The 17,480-nt window shown below is 34.9% G+C and carries 16 protein-coding genes; 5 read left to right on the top strand and 11 right to left on the bottom strand.

Features of this window, described 5'->3' with window-relative positions:
* Positions 1-3: 3 nt before the first annotated feature.
* Positions 4-528 carry a thioredoxin family protein gene (locus tag BST93_RS03545; RefSeq protein WP_105018100.1) on the top strand — a complete coding sequence of 175 codons (525 nt, stop codon included), beginning with the start codon at positions 4-6 and terminating at the stop codon, positions 526-528.
* On the opposite strand, the gene BST93_RS03540 is transcribed toward BST93_RS03545, so the two are convergent.
* From BST93_RS03540 to surE, 5 genes are read right to left on the bottom strand one after another with little or no spacing between them, the layout of a single operon-like run.
* Positions 525-2,597: a ComEC/Rec2 family competence protein gene (locus BST93_RS03540; protein WP_105018099.1), complete on the bottom strand. Its 2,073-nt coding sequence runs from the start codon at positions 2,595-2,597 to the stop codon at positions 525-527. The two genes, BST93_RS03545 and BST93_RS03540, sit on opposite strands and share 4 nt — an antisense overlap.
* Positions 2,598-2,620: 23 nt before the next feature.
* On the bottom strand, positions 2,621-3,295 hold the full coding sequence (locus tag BST93_RS03535) for a C40 family peptidase (protein WP_181072534.1): 675 nt from the start codon (positions 3,293-3,295) through the stop codon (positions 2,621-2,623).
* 16 nt (positions 3,296-3,311) lie between these two features.
* Entirely contained in the window at positions 3,312-4,424 is a 1,113-nt protein-coding gene (lpxB, locus tag BST93_RS03530) for a lipid-A-disaccharide synthase (protein WP_105018097.1), read from the bottom strand.
* Between the two features lie 2 nt (positions 4,425-4,426).
* Complete coding sequence (locus tag BST93_RS03525) at positions 4,427-4,726, bottom strand: hypothetical protein (RefSeq protein WP_060523864.1); 300 nt, start codon at positions 4,724-4,726, stop codon at positions 4,427-4,429.
* On the bottom strand, positions 4,716-5,498 hold the full coding sequence (gene surE / locus BST93_RS03520; protein WP_105018096.1) for a 5'/3'-nucleotidase SurE: 783 nt from the start codon (positions 5,496-5,498) through the stop codon (positions 4,716-4,718). The genes BST93_RS03525 and surE overlap by 11 nt, the downstream gene beginning before the upstream one ends.
* Before the next feature lie 170 nt (positions 5,499-5,668).
* Here surE and BST93_RS03515 point away from each other — a divergent pair, with 170 nt between their 5' ends.
* From BST93_RS03515 to BST93_RS03505, 3 genes are read left to right on the top strand one after another with little or no spacing between them, the layout of a single operon-like run.
* Positions 5,669-7,804, top strand: coding sequence for a carboxy terminal-processing peptidase (locus tag BST93_RS03515; RefSeq protein ID WP_105018095.1), 2,136 nt, complete (start codon positions 5,669-5,671; stop codon positions 7,802-7,804).
* On the top strand, positions 7,804-8,907 hold the full coding sequence (locus BST93_RS03510) for an ABC transporter permease (protein WP_105018094.1): 1,104 nt from the start codon (positions 7,804-7,806) through the stop codon (positions 8,905-8,907). Before BST93_RS03515 ends, BST93_RS03510 begins: the two co-directional genes overlap by 1 nt.
* 2 nt (positions 8,908-8,909) lie before the next feature.
* On the top strand, positions 8,910-9,731 hold the full coding sequence (locus BST93_RS03505; RefSeq protein ID WP_105018093.1) for a DNA/RNA non-specific endonuclease: 822 nt from the start codon (positions 8,910-8,912) through the stop codon (positions 9,729-9,731).
* 251 nt (positions 9,732-9,982) lie between these two features.
* On the opposite strand, the gene arsM is transcribed toward BST93_RS03505, so the two are convergent.
* From arsM to BST93_RS03485, 4 genes are all read right to left on the bottom strand, one after another.
* Entirely contained in the window at positions 9,983-10,951 is a 969-nt protein-coding gene (gene arsM, locus BST93_RS03500) for an arsenosugar biosynthesis arsenite methyltransferase ArsM (RefSeq protein WP_085775253.1), read from the bottom strand.
* 62 nt (positions 10,952-11,013) lie between these two features.
* Positions 11,014-12,078 (bottom strand): arsenosugar biosynthesis radical SAM (seleno)protein ArsS, encoded by a 1,065-nt coding sequence (gene arsS, locus BST93_RS03495; protein ID WP_042279682.1) that lies wholly within the window; start codon positions 12,076-12,078, stop codon positions 11,014-11,016.
* Positions 12,079-12,163: 85 nt separating this feature from the next.
* Positions 12,164-12,778 (bottom strand): HD domain-containing protein, encoded by a 615-nt coding sequence (locus tag BST93_RS03490; protein WP_146104972.1) that lies wholly within the window; start codon positions 12,776-12,778, stop codon positions 12,164-12,166.
* Between the two features lie 53 nt (positions 12,779-12,831).
* Positions 12,832-13,167, bottom strand: coding sequence for an arsenosugar biosynthesis-associated peroxidase-like protein (locus tag BST93_RS03485; RefSeq protein ID WP_042279680.1), 336 nt, complete (start codon positions 13,165-13,167; stop codon positions 12,832-12,834).
* 169 nt (positions 13,168-13,336) lie between these two features.
* On the opposite strand from BST93_RS03485, the gene BST93_RS03480 reads away from it, so the two are divergent.
* Positions 13,337-13,558 (top strand): hypothetical protein, encoded by a 222-nt coding sequence (locus BST93_RS03480; protein WP_105018091.1) that lies wholly within the window; start codon positions 13,337-13,339, stop codon positions 13,556-13,558.
* A 65-nt stretch (positions 13,559-13,623) separates the two neighbouring features.
* Here the strand turns inward: BST93_RS03480 and BST93_RS03475 are convergent, their stop codons facing one another.
* On the bottom strand, positions 13,624-15,054 hold the full coding sequence (locus BST93_RS03475; protein WP_105018090.1) for an alpha-amylase family glycosyl hydrolase: 1,431 nt from the start codon (positions 15,052-15,054) through the stop codon (positions 13,624-13,626).
* A 64-nt stretch (positions 15,055-15,118) separates the two neighbouring features.
* Positions 15,119-17,467, bottom strand: a complete 2,349-nt coding sequence (locus BST93_RS03470; RefSeq protein WP_105018148.1) for an alpha-amylase family glycosyl hydrolase — start codon at positions 17,465-17,467, stop codon at positions 15,119-15,121.
* Positions 17,468-17,480 lie beyond the last annotated feature (13 nt).

Genomic DNA, 17,480 nt, shown 5'->3' with positions numbered 1-17,480 from the left:
GCTATGAAAAAATTGCTTTTTATTCTTTTTATCGTTCCTGTTTTTGCCACTGCTCAAGTTAATTGGATGACAATGGACGAGGCTCTCGCTGCTCAAAAAAAAGAACCTCGTAAAATCCTTCTTAAAAGTTATACAGAATGGTGTCCTAATTGTAAATGGATGGACAAGTACGCTTTTTCAAAATCAGAATTAGCAGAATTTATTAATGATAACTATTATCCAGTTGCGTTTAATGCTGAAGGAACTGAAAGCATCACTTACCAAGGAACTACATACAGTAATCCTGACAAAAGACGAAACGATAGATCACCACATCAGTTTGCTGAAAAACTTAGAATTTTTGAATATCCGACTTTAGTGTTTTTTGATGAAAATGGTCAATTCATAAGCACCGTACCTGGTAAATTGGATTCAAAAAAACTAGAAATATATGTCACTATGCTTGTGGACGATAGTTATAAATCTATAAACACAGGTAAAAAGTGGAGCGATTACCAAAAAGATTTTGAATATAAACTACAAGGTTAATACGATAGCTCTACAGCTCCTTCCTCATAGGTATTTATAAAGGGAATGTTATATTTTAAACAGGTAGATTCCCAAGTAATGAAGTTGCTTCGATAATTCGAACCATCTGCAATGATTAATGTAGGTCGAACTTCGTTAATTAATCTTTCCAAGTTCACTCTTGCTGATTGAGTAAGCAACACTATTGGTTGATTATGAGTTTTCCTGTAAAAACCATCTTCTTTTATAATTACCAATTCAAGTTCATTAATCTTGATATCATAATGTAAACTATCTCTTAAAACTTCTCTATCGCGATGCGGTTCTATCCAACGTAATCTATTCCAAGTAATAGAATCACGGTTCTCTGTCATCTTATAAAAATCAGTAAACACTTGTGCTCGATGATTGTTATAAACACTTATTGCACTACCAGCAGCCTGGTGAAGAATTAAGACCTTAGAATCCTTTGTTAAAGTACTAATGGTAGAAATTACTAAACATAACAAAACGCTGAATAAAGACAAGTGTAAAAAGTTGTTCGGTTTTATAGGAATTAATCGCTCTTTTTTACTTCTACTAAGGACAGGAGATACAAATAGGGCTGTTCCATATAAAATGAAATACAATAATATGACTTGCCAAAGTTCTAAATAGACATGTTCTATTAACAAAAAGTCCCAAGAACCTACTTTGTGTATAAAATCAATCACCCATTCTAAAATAAAGTTTAGAAGTACATCCAGTTTAAAGGCGTTACCACAGACAACTAATAATGCCATCATTAATATGGATGCGGCAAGAAATATGGGTAAAGCAGGTAGTAAGACCATATTACCAATAAGAAAACCTAACGGAAATTGATGAAAGTAAAATAAACTAATAGGTGCCACACCTATTTGAGCTGCTAGCGTAACAGTAAAAATGCTAAATAAAAATCGAAGCACTCGGTTTCTAGGAAACCACAATGACTTGAACAACGGTTGCAAGGTAACTATGGCAAAAACAGCAGCATAACTTAATTGAAAACCTACATTAAAAATTAATCTAGGATTAATTAACAAAAGCACGATTGCACTCAACATCAAACTAAAATAAGTATTAGTCCGTCTAGACAAGGTCATACCAATTGCTACAAAAGAAAACATGGTTACAGCTCTCATGATAGAAGGGCTCATCCCTGTCATTAGGGCAAAACTCCATAGCACAATTAGTATCACTATCGTTTGTAAGTATGCCCCATAGGAATTCCATCTTTGCAATGGTCTAGTTAAAAATTCAATTATTAAAAGAATGATACCTACATGTAAACCACTTAATGCAAGAATATGAATGACACCAGCTTTACGAAATGAAACAGTAATCTCTTTATCTAAATGTTTACGTTGACCCAACAGCAATGCTTCAATCATAGCGATAGGTTGCTTTGACATATCAGATGAATATAAAGCAGTCTCTAATCGTTTTCTTACTTTAATGAAAAATGAGAGATCACTTGATTTAGGTAGCTCTTGCTTTAAAATTTTATCTTTATCTATATAAATTTGACCATGTACGTTAATACCTTCTAAGTATTTAGCGTAATTGAAATCACCTGGATTTCTTGCGTTACTGGGTAAATTTATGTCGTCGTACACCCATAATTTATGACCAAGAGTAAATTCTAAGCTATCAGTCGTTTTAAAAAGAACAAGCACATTTCCTGTTGATTGAGTAGCATTAACATTACGCACTCTAGCATAATAGCGATCATTAAATTGATTGGAAGCTAATTGTTCATATAACTCTAACTCTATAACTGCTTCACTACCTATCAAACCTTGATTCACATAGTGATTTTCGGGCAAGAATTGTTCTTGTTGGACTCGCCAAAAACCTAGTGAAACAAATAAAACAATTACCGATAAAGAACCTAACCACTTAAAAGGCTTTGACCATCCTTTAAAAAATATCGTAATAGCAAGTAAGCATAAGCTCGAGGATAATAATCCATAAATAAACACGGATTGAACTTTAAAAAAAGTAGCAATTACTATACCTATTACAAATGCAATGAGCAGTTTAAAAAAGGGATAAGACAAGTATCTCACCTCATAAAAGTAGGAAAAATCTATTATTTTATCCTACCAGCTTTCAAGAAACGTGTAAACCAATAAGCTTCATTAAAGCTAGTTATGATTACTCCGCGCGAGGTAGTACTATGAATGAACTCGATTCCTGCTGGGGTAACATCAGTAACAAGACCTACGTGATTCACTTTTTTCTTATTTCTACCAGTGGCAAAAAACAACAAATCTCCTTTTTGAACTTCCTTCACCTTTATTCGGTCGGCACTTTGATACAGGGCTGCACTTGTTCTAGGCAATTGAATGTTTTCACTACCATAAGCGTTGCAAATTAAACCACTACAATCAACGCCATTTTTATCATTACCACCATATCTGTATCGAGTACCTAAGTAACCACGAGCATGCGCGATTATCCTGTCTACCTCATTAGTCACGGTCAATTCTTCTTCTATAGTCTCAACCTCTTGAGTATCTTCCTTGTCCGAAACTGTTGAAAACACAGGTGCCTTAGGTTGATTTTTATTTAATTTACGTGCTTCTTTTTTTGTAGTAACAATTTTTGGTTTTGAACTACCACAACCCGATATAAGACTAGCCGTAAATAAAATAATTAATACATGTTTAGATATTTGTAGGTATTGTTTACGCTTTCGCGAAAGCGTAAAAATGCACAACCTTTCTGACAAAAAACACATAACATCTTTTATAAATTGCATCATTACTGCGCTATTTGTCTTATTGAATAGATTCATATATCAATTGTGCGGTTTGATCGCTAGCCCCTACTCCACCTAATTTATGTTCTAGTTCATAATAATTAGCAAAAACTCGGTTACGATGAGTGGCATCTAGAATAAGAGAAAGTTCGGTGCTTAATTTTTTCTCGTTGAAATCCGATTGAATGAGTTCGGTTACCACTTCTTCATCCATAATAAGATTAACTAAAGAAATGTAATTTAGGTTTATAATTCTTTTTGCTATTTGATAGCTTATGTTACTTCCTTTGTAACATACTACCTGTGGCACTTTAAACAGGGCTGTTTCTAGCGTGGCTGTTCCACTAGTAACAAGAGCTGCGTGACATAAACTGAGTAAATCATAGGTGCGATTCATCACTAGAGTTGCAGGATAGTTTTTGAGAAATTGACTGTAAAAACTTTCATCCTGACCTGGAGCACCGGCAATTATGAATTGGTAATCTGGAAATTTATCTGCCATGCGCAACATGACTTTGAGCATTTTCTTTATTTCCTGTTTACGGCTACCTGGCAATAAGGCGATTAACGGCCTATCGTCTAATTTATAAGTTGCTAGAAATTCATTATGGTCTACGGCTTTTCGTTGGGCGATGGCGTCTATTAATGGATGGCCAACAAAATGTACTGGATAATTATGTTTTTGCTCATAGAAATCTTTCTCAAATGGCAAGATTACATACATTTTATCTACATCTCTTTTAATAGCTTTTATCCTATTTTCTTTCCAAGCCCAAATTTGTGGTGATATATAGTAATGGTTGCGGTACCCTTTAAGTCGAGCCCATTTCATGATTCTAAAGTTGAAACCAGGATAATCAATATAAATAATAACATCCGGATTAAAACTTTCAATATCTTTTTTACAAAGGTTAATATTCTTAAGAATCGTGTTTAGGTTTGATAAAACCTCAACAAACCCCATAAAAGCTAGATCTCTATAATGCTTTACAAGTGTTCCTCCTACCGCTTGCATGAGGTCACCACCCCAAAATCTAAATTGAGCATTCTCGTCTTTTGATTGAATGGATTTCATGAGATTGGATCCATGCAAATCACCACTAGCTTCTCCAGCAATTAGATAATATTTCATAATCAGAATTCAAAATATAGTACTGCTAGAGCAGCTAGCACAGTTGCTAATAATACGCCACGCGCTTCGTAAAATTGAGGTTTCTTTTGGAATTTGCCCAATTTAGTAGTCAGGAAAAAAAAGAAAAGAACTAGATTAAACACGGCTCCTAGACCAATTAATCCACCCAAGAATCCTTGTTTATAACCTGCTTCAACAGCTTCAATGAAATGACTATCGGTCATTAAATAGATATAAATATAGGTTCCCGCAAGATTTGCCAGCAGTCCTAAAATGAATCCTTTAAGTATTTTAATTATCAAAATCCCAAGTGTTTAATTCGGCAATATAATGATGCGCTGTTAAATCATATTGAGTAGGCACTATAGATATAAAATTATGTTCTAGCGCCCATTCATCTGTATCTTCTCCTTTATCATCATTAACAAATTTACCAGTAAGCCAGTAATAATCCTTACCATAAGGATTTGTGCGTTTATCAAATTCTTCTACCCAGTAAGCATTTGCTTGTCTGCAAATTTTAACTCCTTTAATTTCGTCATGAGTAGCCTTTGGAATATTCACATTAAAAACAAGTCCCTTAGGCATCCCTTTGTCTAAGACGTTTTCAATAATTTGCTTTACGTAAGGTCTAGCTGGTTCAAAATCAGCATCGGCGCTATAATCACATAATGAAAAGCCGATTGATGGAATTCCTTCAATACCTGCTTCTACAGCTGCACTCATAGTTCCACTATATATGACATTAATAGCACTGTTACTTCCATGATTTATACCACTCAAACACAAATCAGGTTTTCTATCTAAAATTTCATGGCTTGCCATTTTTACACAATCTACCGGTGTACCGCTAGTGGTGTATTCTTTGTGATTATGAGAATGAGCAGTATACTCTTTTAAATACAAGGTGTTATTAATGGTTATAGCGTGTCCCATTGCACTTTGTGGGCTATCAGGTGCAACTACAACTACATCTCCTAACTCGGTAGCAATATCAATTAATGTACGTATTCCTTTTGCTGTTATACCATCGTCGTTAGTAACGAGTATTAATGGTTTGTTTGTATTAGGCATATAATTTTGAAGAATTTTTAATGAGATAACGCAAAATAACGCACGTTAACATACACTGGGGTTAAAATTAATTAAAATGACGTGACTTGTCGAATCATATTGTTAATTTAACCCGTTCAAAAAATGGCACGATTTTTAAGTGCTAATAGAAGGAATAAATGAAGTACATAATGAATTTTCTCAAAAATAATTTTGCAATAGGTATTATAACTCTGCTCGTGGCTACCGCCAGCTGTAGCTTTACAAATACTATTGACCCTGGAGATAAAGAAAAGGAAGAAGTTTTAATTCAGTTAGTAGGACAACTACTCAAAAGAAATCACTTTTCTCCTGCTGATTTAACAGATCAGTTTTCAGCAGATGTTTACAAGAACTTCATCAATGATCTTGACCCAGGTCGCAGGTATTTTCTAGCTTCTGATATTGAAGAATTCAAAGCCTATGAATACCAAATCGATGATCAAATACGAGAAGGTAATGTAGCCTTATTTACTCTAGCCTATGAGCGACTGCTCAAAAGGCAAGATCAATCTGAAAAAATCTATTTAGAGGTGATTCAAGAACCTCTTGATTTTGATAAACAAGAAGAGATCGATACAGATTATGAGAAAATGAGTTATGCCGAAAACAAAGCACAACTCAAAGATCATTGGAGAAAATTAATAAAACTCTCAGTGCTAGGTAATTACTACGACAAGATTGAAGAACAGGCTGATCTAAAAGATCAAAGCAAAGCAAAATCTGAAGAAACACTCAAAAAAGAGGCTATTGAAGAAGTGAGAAAATCTCTTGCAGAGAGCTTTGATTTAAATGATGATGTAGAGCGCATGGATTATTTCTCTTTATTCATGAATGCGATAACTACACATTTTGATCCACATACTAACTTTTTCCCACCTAGGAACAAAGATCGCTTTGATACCTCAATGAGTGGAAAACTAGAAGGAATAGGTGCTAGACTTCAAAAGAAAATGGATTACATAAGTGTAATTGAAATCATATCAGGTGGACCAGCATGGCGCAGCGAAAAAATTGAGATAGGAGATAAAATCTTAAAAGTAAAGCAGGAGAAAGATACAGTAGCAACAAGTATTGTAGGAATGAGAATTGCCGATGCTGTTGAACTTATAAAGGGACCTAAAGGAACTAAGGTAATTCTTACTCTTAAAAAGGTAGATGGAACTGTAGAGGACTTAACACTAACTAGAGATGTGGTAGAAATTGAAGAGACCTTTGCAAAATCTATGATCATTGAAAATGAAGGTATGAATTACGGTCTTATCGACTTACCTAAGTTCTATTTTGATATGGAAGATCGCAATGGTCGCGCAGCTGGTGAAGACATCGCAAATGAAATTATTAAGCTTAAAAAGCAAGGCATGCAAGGTCTAGTACTAGACTTAAGAAATAATGGCGGTGGATCATTAGGTGAGGTGATCAAAATGGCCGGTTTATTCATTGAAGAAGGTCCGGTAGTACAAGTTGCCTATCCTAACGGAAGAACAAGAATTCATGATGACCCAGATAATGGCGAAGTTCTTTGGGATGGACCTTTAGTAATCATGGTAAATGAGTTTAGTGCAAGTGCAAGTGAAATTCTAGCAGCTGCTATGCAGGACTATGATCGTGCTGTGATATTGGGTAGTAAACAAACCTTTGGAAAAGGTACGGTTCAACAGTTTCAAGACCTTAATAGATATATTACCAATGGAAATTTAGGTGACTTTGGATTTATCAAACTAACTACTCAAAAATTCTATCGAGTAAATGGTGGAAGTACGCAATTAGAAGGTGTAAAAAGTGACGTTGTTGCTCCAGACCGTTATTCTTATATCGATCTAGGTGAAAAGGACGAACAATTCCCTTTACCTTATGATGAAATACCAGCTGCAGAATATAATCGATTTACTGGTTATTTGAATTTAAGTGAAGCTATTAAAAACTCGCAAGAGCGTATTGACAACGATCCAAAATTCCAGCTTATTGATGAAAGTGCACAATGGCTTAAAAAGCAAAGAGAGGATAACGTTATACCTCTTAATCTAGAGGCTTATAAAAATAGGTTGGAAAATTTAGAAAATCAATCAAAGCGATTTGATCAATTTGAGGATTATAAAAATGAATTATCCTTCAAACTTACACCAGCCGATGAATTTGCTACAAAACAAGATAGCATTCTTAAGAAAAAAAGAGAGCGCTGGCAAGAAGGATTACAGACTGATTTATATTTAAACGAGGCTGTTAACATCCTTAAGGATTTAAAGATGAAAAACATTAAAAACAGCAATCTTACTCTTAAAGATTAATGTCAAGAAAATCACAGTCATTAGGACATCTAGCGCTCCAAAAATTTAAAAAGAATTTTTGGGGCGTTTTGAGTTTTACAGTGATTGTAATCTATGCATTACTAGCGTTATTTGCCTATGTGATTGCTCCTGATTCCACGCGCAATGCTAATCAAATGCATCTTTCCATTCATTCGCAACCACCTGGATTTTCTACTAAAATGATGATTTTACCTATACAAAAGGAAGATTCTAATTTTTGGTCCTTTTTATCCGGTAGCACATCAACTGTAGAAGAAATTCCATTTACTAAACTTAAATTGATCGATGGTATAATTCATTATACTCCTTTTGATCCTGACAATGAGGTAAAACCTTACCAGCCAGTGATGCATGAATGGGGCAAAGTGATGGATATGACACGCTTTCGCGAAAGCGCAACCGCAACAAAGACCTTTCTACTAGGAACTGATAAATATGGCCGCGATTTATTAAGCCGTATGCTCATAGGAGCACGTATTAGCATATCAATAGGCTTTATTGCTGTTCTTATTTCATTATTAATTGGAATGTCATTAGGAGCAATTGCAGGATATTACGGCGGTAAAATAGACAACGCCATTATGTGGTTGATAAATGTAACTTGGTCTATCCCTACCCTATTGATGGTAATAGCAATAAGTATAGCCTTGGAAAAAAGTTTTTTTACCGTTTTTATAGCGGTAGGCTTAACTATGTGGGTTGAAGTTGCGAGAGTTGTACGCGGTCAAGTTATAGTAGCCAAAGAATATCAGTATGTAACCGCAGCTAGAGCTTTGGGATTTAATGACTGGCGTATTATTACCCGACACATTTTACCCAACATAACAGCGCCTATCATTGTAATAAGTGCCGCAAATTTTGCGGCAGCTATTCTCATTGAAAGCGGACTTAGTTTTCTAGGAATTGGTGCGCAGCCACCCATGCCCAGTTGGGGTAGTATGATAAAGGACCATTATCAATACATAATTCTAGATAAGGCCTATCTTGCAATTATTCCTGGTATCGCAATCATGACGCTTGTAATGGCATTCATGTTATTAGGTAATGCTCTACGTGATGCCTTGGATGTAAAAAAGATCTAACTATGAGAAAATTCGTTTATCCTATTTTAATTTTTTTATGCGCCATAGGCTTTATTCTTTGGGAACAAAAAATAGATAAACAAGAGTCACAGGATAATCTGGAACAAGAAGATTTTGCCAGTCGCGACTTTAATAATCAAGGTATTAAAAAATTGAGTAGAAAAGATTTCTTACCTACTTCTGGCAATCAGGTTGTTCATCATCACACTTATAGCTTGTCGTATAATGAATTACATGAACAAGCAGAATGGACAGCACACATTCTTAATAAAAGTGATATTAAAGAGGTTGATTTTAAAAGACCTTACTTTGAGATAGATGATAAAATCACTACTGAAGCTGCTCATTGGAAGAATTACAAGAACAGTGGTTATGACCGAGGTCATCTAGTTCCCGCAGGTGATCGCAGGGCGACAAAAGCAGCGTATGAAGAAACATTTTTAACCTCAAACATATCACCGCAAGAGCATGAATTCAACGCTGGTATATGGAATCGCCTAGAACAAAAAACAAGGTATTATGCAAAAAAGCATGACCAACTGTATGTGGTTACTGGTCCCGTATTAAAAAGAGGATTGAAAAGCATAGGGTTTGATAACGTAAGTGTACCAGAACAGTATTATAAAATATTATACCGACAAACTAACGATGGAGGAAAGATGCTAGCATTTCTTTTACCTCATCGTGCGTCAAATGAGAGTATTTATAAATATGTGAGTTCTGTGGATCAAATTGAATCGCTTACTGGAATCGATTTTTTCTCACAGCTACCAGATACTATTGAGAAGGAGCTAGAATCTAGTAGGGATACTCGTGGATGGTAATTACTTTTTATTGGACATTCTCAATTGACGCATACCAAACCAAATTGCCATTAAAAATAAAAACGCATACCATATAAAACTGCGATTTTGTTCTCCCGAAACGATGCGATAGCCTATTAAAATTAGGCATATCACACTCATTGTTATCAATAATTTATAAAACCAAGCTGGAATCATTTCTCGTTATATTTAAAAAGTAAAAGCGCAGAGAAGTAAATCTCTACGCTCTAAGTTACAATATATGTTGTCATCTAGCAGCAACCACCACCATCGTAATGGTAAGTACTTTCACTAATATAAATATCATCGCGACCTAATGCGGCAAGAGCACCAGCCGTTTTATCACAAATAGCTAGTGGCTGGTTTTGTAATAAAACATGTCCTTTACCATCATCAAACTGTCTTTCATCGCCGTAGTAAATAGCAGCTTTACCTGTGAATATACATGGTCCATCTTCTGGCATTGGATCTTTAATAGCAGCTACTTCAATACTTTCTATATAAATCAATTCATCGGTAGGATAATTTTTAGGATCCAAAATACGATAAGGTTTTCTAGCTCTTATTTCTATGGTACCGAAACCTACATCAGTCAGAGCTTTTACATATTGATCTATAGGTAATGAACCGCTTAAACAAAGTGCTCTCAACCTGTCGTCATTACGCAAGGTTTCATTCATCTCTTGCTCACATGTAGGATCGCTCATCACTAATCGACCATGCGGTTTTAATACACGGTACATTTCTTCTATAGCTTTCTTTAAATCTTCCTCCTTAAAAATATTGAACAAGCAGTTTTGCGCTGCAACGTCTATAGAGTTATCGGCAACTGGTAAGTTTAAGGCATCACCTTTGTGTAATTCAACAAATTCACTTTTGAACCAGTCGTTTTGTTCCTCGGCGATTTTAAAGTTTTTACGAGATGCTTCTAACATTTCTGGCACCACATCTACACCTACAACACCGCCTTTTTGTCTTGAGAAATAAGAGAATTGTAATAATTCCATTCCACCACCTACACCTACGTATAAAACCCTTGGACTATTTGTAAGATCCCTTGCATGAACCGTAGAACCACAACCGTAATTCATTTCTTGCATAATTCTAGGGATTTTTAGCCCTGGTAATTCCCATACTGGATTTGTAGTACAGCACAATCCCACATCTGGTGTTAGTGCTGCGTCTCTATATAATTCTTCTGTAGCGTTTAAATAACTCATTAATTTATTTTTTAATCTGTTTTGTTTACGCTTTCGCGAAAGCGTGATAAAATAATCAATAATTAGGCAACTGTTCCTTGACAGCTACTTCCTGCACCAGCGGTACATCCATAACAATGTTGAGAAATAACAATATTACGATCTAGAAGTAAATCTTCTTGATAATCTTTAATATGTTTTATTTTATGATTCACTTTAAGATCAAGCATTTGATTAAAATCACAATCGTATAACCATCCATCCCAAGACACACTAATTGTATTTGTACACATCACATTTTGTACAGCTGTAGGATTATAAGCCTCAACCAAGGCATACATGTAATCCTCATAATTTTCACTTGCTACTAAGTAATCTAAAAATCTGGATATAGGCAAGTTAGTAATTGCAAAAAGGTTATGAAACTGAATATTAAAATCTTCTAACAAAGCAGCTTTAAAATCCTTTTCCATACTCGCTTGATCACCAGGCAAAAAAGCACCACTAGGATTGTAAACCAGATCTAATTTAAGGTCGCTACCTGGCATTCCATATCCACGTTCATTGAGTTCTTGCAGCGCTTTAATGGATTTATCAAAAACACCATCACCTCTTTGCTTATCGGTTTTACCACGAGTCCAGTGTGGCATGGAGCTCACTACATGTATATTGTGTTTTTTAAAGAAATCTGGCAGATCGTAATACTTAGGATTTGCTCGTATGATAGTAAGGTTACTGCGTACGATAAAATCTTGAATACCTGCAGCGCTTGCTTGTTCTACAAACCATCTAAAATTAGGGTTCATTTCTGGGGCACCACCAGTTAAATCTAGGGTATGAGCACCAGTAGTTTTTATCACATCGAGAATTTGTGACATGGTTTCTCTAGTCATTATTTCCTTGCGATCGGGACCAGCATCTACATGACAGTGTGCACAAACCTGATTACACATATAGCCCACGTTGACTTGTAATATTTCTAACTTTTTGGGTCTAAGAGGAAACTGGTTTGTTTCTTTTATCTTATTTGCAAAAGTTGGTAACTCACCATCACTAAAAGGCTCTCCATTTAAAACCTCCATTTGTTTAGCAATTGCTGCTAGTTCACTTTCTCTCTTCTTTAAGGATACCTTAGTATTTACTGCCATATCTGCTTTTTGCTATTCTTAATTGAAAATATGTAGATAGCTGCATAGTTACAAACTACATATCACAAAATTGTAACTCTTTTTCTTAAACTAATGTTTGAAGTTCTCTCTTTAAATTTCTTTGTGCTTGTTTTTCATACTTACTTGTAAAGTAATCTGTTTGATAAATAGGTTTGTTTAGTAATGCTCTTAACACTTTTAATCTTCCTCTTCTATATAAGAAAGTAGGATATATTTGATATTCCTTTCTAATTAATCTAGTGTACTCGTCGTATTGGGAAGAAGAACTTCCTAAAACAGCTAAATCACTATCTAAAAAATACCTACTATCTGAATTAAGGGTTTTATCATGAAATTTTGTTGCTATTATCATTTCCTTGACTAAATCTACATGCTCAAAACGAGTCTTTGAAATCCTTTTTTCAAAAGCTTCTGAACTTTGCTCCTCGTTTTCTGTAGAAGTAACTTTATAAATTAAATCATGATAAAAAACTGCTAATCGAACGGAATCAATACTCTCTATAAAATCTTCAACCTCTTGTAATTCATTGAACATGTGTTGAAGATGATTCAAATTATGATAGAAACGTTTTTTATTTGAGTAGTTCTTTATTACCTCATCCCAGCACAAATTCATGTAATTTCTATCGTTACAATATTTCTCAAAGGTTTGATAAAATAAAGGTTTTAATTTTTCCAATATCAGTGTTAGGAGTTACCTGTTTTGCAGACTAGCCAAGTTTAAGGATGCATCTACATTTCTAATTTATTCACTTTATTCATCATTTGGACACCATGTACCAAAGTCGCTCCACCGCGTATAGCACCAGCTACATGAACCGCTTCCATCATTTCTTCTTTGGTTATTCCTCGCTGTAATCCATCACCTGTATAAGCATCAATACAGTAAGGGCATTGAACAGCATGAGAAACTGCTAAGGCTATTAGAGACTTTTCTCTAGCTGTGAGAGCACCTTCTTCAAATACTTTCCCGTAATAGTCAAAGAATTTTTCTCCTAGTTGCTCATTCCATTCACTTATTTTACCAAATTTCTTTAGGTCTTTAGGGTCGTAATATGTTTTTTGCATCTTAATTATAATTTTTCACTGCCAAGTTAGGGAATAGATCTCACAAATTGATGACCTCTAATCAGGAAAATGCTCTTATTTCCCACATGCCAAAACTATCTTAATATACTAACTACGAATAAAACTTTTGTCTAGTTTTAAATAATACTAACATTAACAAACCTGGATTATGAAAAAAAGTTTATTAATCGCCGGAATCACCTTATTGTGTTTAACCGCTTGCAGAGATGAAAAAACTCCTGAGGAGCAGGCTAATGATTTGATTGAAAATGCCGATGAAATTAAATCTAAAGAAGATAAGGTCAAGTTAGAAAATGAAGATGGTACAGATACTAAAATCAAGTACGATGAAGATGGTAATGTTGAAAAAATAAAAACAGACGATAATTAGTCGCTGGAACAAAAAAGGCCTGCTCGATATCGAGCAGGCCTTTTTTACTTGATAATTTTGAGCGGTTATTCATTAACTACTTCTAAAAATCTGAAGGCTCCAGAAGGCAAATCAATTATTTGATTCTCCCTTAATTGTGCTGTAGCTCCTGTCATAATATCACGCACTTTTATATCGCCCATTTTAAAGGTTGTGCTTGTTTTTACATCTGTTGGATTTCCCATAAAGTAAATAGTCGATTCACCGTTTACCCTTTTAAACGCAATAATTTCATCTCCACTTTCTTGTTGTAAGGTAATGTAATCTGCATCGTCCTTTCCACCATGTAAGGCAGGTATGGTTTCTTTAGCTTTAGCCAAAATCTCCATTTTTTTCCATACATCGCCTTTTGTTTTTGGAATAGTATCTTTTTCAAAGAATTTTAATCTATGGTCCATTCCATATTCTTGACCTGAATAAATCAACGGCATTCCAGGAATAGCATACTGAAAGGCAAGAAACAAGTTAGCCTTATTACCCATACGTTCTTTTACAGTACCATTCCAACTATTCTCATCATGATTGGTAATGAAGTTCATAAGAATATCATCGGCTTCATAGTTTTCTTTTACACGTTCCATATAATCAGACCACGCATTAGGTTTAACTTTTCCTTGAGCCATCTCATTCATAATGTGATGACCTTCCCAATTATAACCCATATCAAAAGCCTGCTTAAATAGATCTTTCTTTTCACTTTCTGCTAGCATAAATAAAGGCTTGATATTATGAAGTTGACCAGACGCTTCGTTCCAGAAGTCTGTAGGAACTTCATGTGCCACGTCACATCTAAAACCATCTACATCAAATTCTTTAACCCAATAAGACATCGCATCTATCATGGCTAATCTTAAGTTCTCGTTATCGTAATTCAAGTCTGCAGTATCGGTCCAGTCCGTTCCTTTAGGATGAATTATTTCTCCTTTTTCATTTTTTGTATAAAATTCTGGATGTTCATTAATCCACCAGTTATCCCAGCCAGTATGATTTGCTACCCAATCTAGAATAACATACATGCCATTATCATGTGCAGTGGTTATTAATTTTCTCAAATCTTCTTGTGTACCATAATCTGGATTAACAGCTTGGTAATCCGCAACGGCATAGTAACTACCTAGGTACTTTTCTCTTTCTTTAGGGTCTTTAATATCATGAACCATCAAATCACCTTTGGCCTTTCTATTTTTTTCTGAAACAGGAAAAATAGGCATTAACCATATGACTTTAACGCCTAGCTTTTTCAATTCAGGAATATCCTTAGTAAACTGATTAAATGTTCCCTCTTGAGAATACTGTCTTATGTTTGCTTCATAAATAATAGCCGTTTCTAATTCACTATCTTGAATAGGTGTATAAACCGTAGATTCTTCTTCAACGTTTACATCTTCCTTCTGTTTATCCTTTTCACAAGCTGTAAAGAGTAAACAGGCTAGAAACAAATACAATAGGTTTTTCATAGTTTTTAATTTTCTGGTATTATAAAATTGTAAGTTTAAATAGTGTAGTGCTAATATATTCCGATTATTGTTTTATTGGTACCTTTTTAGTTTGCACGATTGTAAAGGATTCAGGCTTTACCTGTATGTAATTAGGGTCTTCTATACCATTGATCACAATTTTCACCTCTTCCTTGTCATTGCGCTTGTAAGCATTTAATGAAATCTTATTTTCATTAAAGAATATATAGGTTGTTTCGTTAAAATAAGTTCTTTTTATTCCTAATATACCATTTGCATCTGATAAAATCTCGGTATCACCATACAATAGACTCATCGAATTACGTCGTAAATACACAAGTGATTTTACTTGATTTTTAAGTTCTTGTTCATTGCTTGATAGATTATCAAATTTCATCATTCTACGGTTATCAGGATCGTTTGCCCCTATACTACCATATTCATCTCCGTAATAGATTACTGGAACTCCTGGAATCGTCATATTAAAAGCGTGTAACATTGCCAGTCTACCATAAGATGATTCATCACTCATACCTATATCGCGAGTCCATCCAGCAGCTTTAGCGTCTTCTTCAAATTTCACATCACCACTTGCGTAACTTATAAAACGAGCGCGATCTTGATTACCCGAGATGTTCCCCATTAAATGGTGGTAACCGTAATAGTCGAGACCTTTTTGCAATATCTCGGTTAAATTACCGTAGGAATTGTCCGCTTTCGCGAAAGCGGAAACAGCAGCATCATACATATTGAAATCAAATTGTGCATCTAGCATACCGGTACTCACGTAGCTGCGTATAAGGTCGTAAGATCCATAAGTTTCTCCAATTTGATATATAGGCCTATTTGTTTGTTCTTTAATTTTCTTAGTTAATGTACGCCAATACAGCTCTGGAACATGCTTTGTAGCATCGTGTCTAAAACCATCTAATTGATAATTTGTCACCCAATGCAAGGCACTGTCAACCATAACCTCAGTCACCTCGGGATTCTCTAAATCCAGCGTAGGCATAAACGTATCAAACCAAGTGGTTAATCTATGATCGTCCCATCTTTCAGTATTTAAACTGCCATCTGGCAGATATAAATCAGTAGCCCATTCTGGGTGTTCTTGATAAACCGGATGTTCTTTATGAACGTGATTTGCCACATAGTCTAGTATAACATTAACATCTTGCTTGTGAGCCTCGTCAATCAATGCTTTCAAAGTTTTCTCATCACCAAATCGATAATCAATTTTTGTATTAGACACAGGCCAATAACCATGATAACCACTAAATTTAGTTTTAGGCTCTGGCCATAGACCATAAGCTCCTTCAGGGTTTTGAGTAATTGGCGACAGCCATATGGTATTGATTCCCATTTTACTGAAATAACCTTCTTTCAATTTTTGTAGCACACCTGCAAGATCTCCACCTTTATAATTTGCTTGTGGTAATATCTCTGGATCATCAACTGGTTTTGTATTACTAGTATCGCCATCTAGGAAGCGATCTACCATCATAAAATAAAGTACTTGATTATGAAAATCGCTGCGAGTTAATCTAGAAGGTTCAGTTACCACATGACCATCCTGAACAGGAATCAGTAAATCATTTGAGCGACCATTATTATCGCTTGCAAAAACGCGAACTAGTTGTGTGTGGTGAATATTGTTTGTAAAATCTTTTTTTGGCAATTTAACTTGGTACCTGTTTCCTTCTTTTTGAAAATCTATAAGTTGGTTTTCAAATAAAACAAGAACATTATCTAGTTGACCTGTTGCATTAAAGGTAAAACCACTTTCAATTACTTCACCATATTGCAATCTGGCTGGAGCAGCCTTACGACTATTATCTAGCACTCGATTGAAGCCACCCATTCCATTGCTTACCACATCTTCCTCCTGACCTGAAAGCAGTTCCTCCTGTCCATTTTTCATGAAAATATACTGAAACTTTCCTTGTGGAACAGTGGCATGATAGACTAATCTATTACCTTCTTTTTCAAGATCTACAGGCGCCCAATTAGTAAATTCTCCTTTAAGCTGTACGTTTTCATTATTAGCATCACCATAATAATTGATAGGTATAGTTTTAGACATTGACTTATAGACAGGTATATCATTGCGTATTCCATCAGTCCATAAAGTGATCAATGATACAAACGGTGCATTTTCTTCTAGAATAATCTTAATACTTTCATTGTTATCGACTTCTTCTACACCAGTTACGCCATTACCATAGGTAATACTATCAATAATAGTAACATCAGTAATGTAGTCAGTCAAAACCACTTCGGTTTTATCTTGACCAGCATAGATAGGAGTGGTAATGGTTTTTATGACACTTGATCTAGTATCGTATTGCTCTTTTTCGTTTGATGAACAACTTACGAAAAGAAAAACCAGCAATACATAAATTAAATTTTTCATAGTTTTTGGTTTA

The organism is Nonlabens tegetincola (assembly GCF_002954355.1).
Classification (GTDB): domain Bacteria; phylum Bacteroidota; class Bacteroidia; order Flavobacteriales; family Flavobacteriaceae; genus Nonlabens; species Nonlabens tegetincola.
The sequence above is the reverse complement of the archived record's forward strand: the minus strand, read 5'-3'. Positions and strand labels throughout refer to the sequence as shown.

Coding starts and splice junctions, on each gene's coding strand:
- BST93_RS03515 (WP_105018095.1), top strand. CDS start 5,669: ATGAATTTTCTCAAAAATAATTTTGCAATAGGTATTATAACTCTGCTC.
- BST93_RS03470 (WP_105018148.1), bottom strand. CDS start 17,467: ATGAAAAATTTAATTTATGTATTGCTGGTTTTTCTTTTCGTAAGTTGT.
- arsS (WP_042279682.1), bottom strand. CDS start 12,078: ATGGCAGTAAATACTAAGGTATCCTTAAAGAAGAGAGAAAGTGAACTA.
- arsM (WP_085775253.1), bottom strand. CDS start 10,951: ATGAGTTATTTAAACGCTACAGAAGAATTATATAGAGACGCAGCACTA.
- BST93_RS03480 (WP_105018091.1), top strand. CDS start 13,337: ATGAAAAAAAGTTTATTAATCGCCGGAATCACCTTATTGTGTTTAACC.
- BST93_RS03535 (WP_181072534.1), bottom strand. CDS start 3,295: ATGATGCAATTTATAAAAGATGTTATGTGTTTTTTGTCAGAAAGGTTG.
- BST93_RS03545 (WP_105018100.1), top strand. CDS start 4: ATGAAAAAATTGCTTTTTATTCTTTTTATCGTTCCTGTTTTTGCCACT.
- BST93_RS03475 (WP_105018090.1), bottom strand. CDS start 15,054: ATGAAAAACCTATTGTATTTGTTTCTAGCCTGTTTACTCTTTACAGCT.
- BST93_RS03510 (WP_105018094.1), top strand. CDS start 7,804: ATGTCAAGAAAATCACAGTCATTAGGACATCTAGCGCTCCAAAAATTT.
- BST93_RS03505 (WP_105018093.1), top strand. CDS start 8,910: ATGAGAAAATTCGTTTATCCTATTTTAATTTTTTTATGCGCCATAGGC.
- surE (WP_105018096.1), bottom strand. CDS start 5,498: ATGCCTAATACAAACAAACCATTAATACTCGTTACTAACGACGATGGT.
- BST93_RS03485 (WP_042279680.1), bottom strand. CDS start 13,167: ATGCAAAAAACATATTACGACCCTAAAGACCTAAAGAAATTTGGTAAA.
- lpxB (WP_105018097.1), bottom strand. CDS start 4,424: ATGAAATATTATCTAATTGCTGGAGAAGCTAGTGGTGATTTGCATGGA.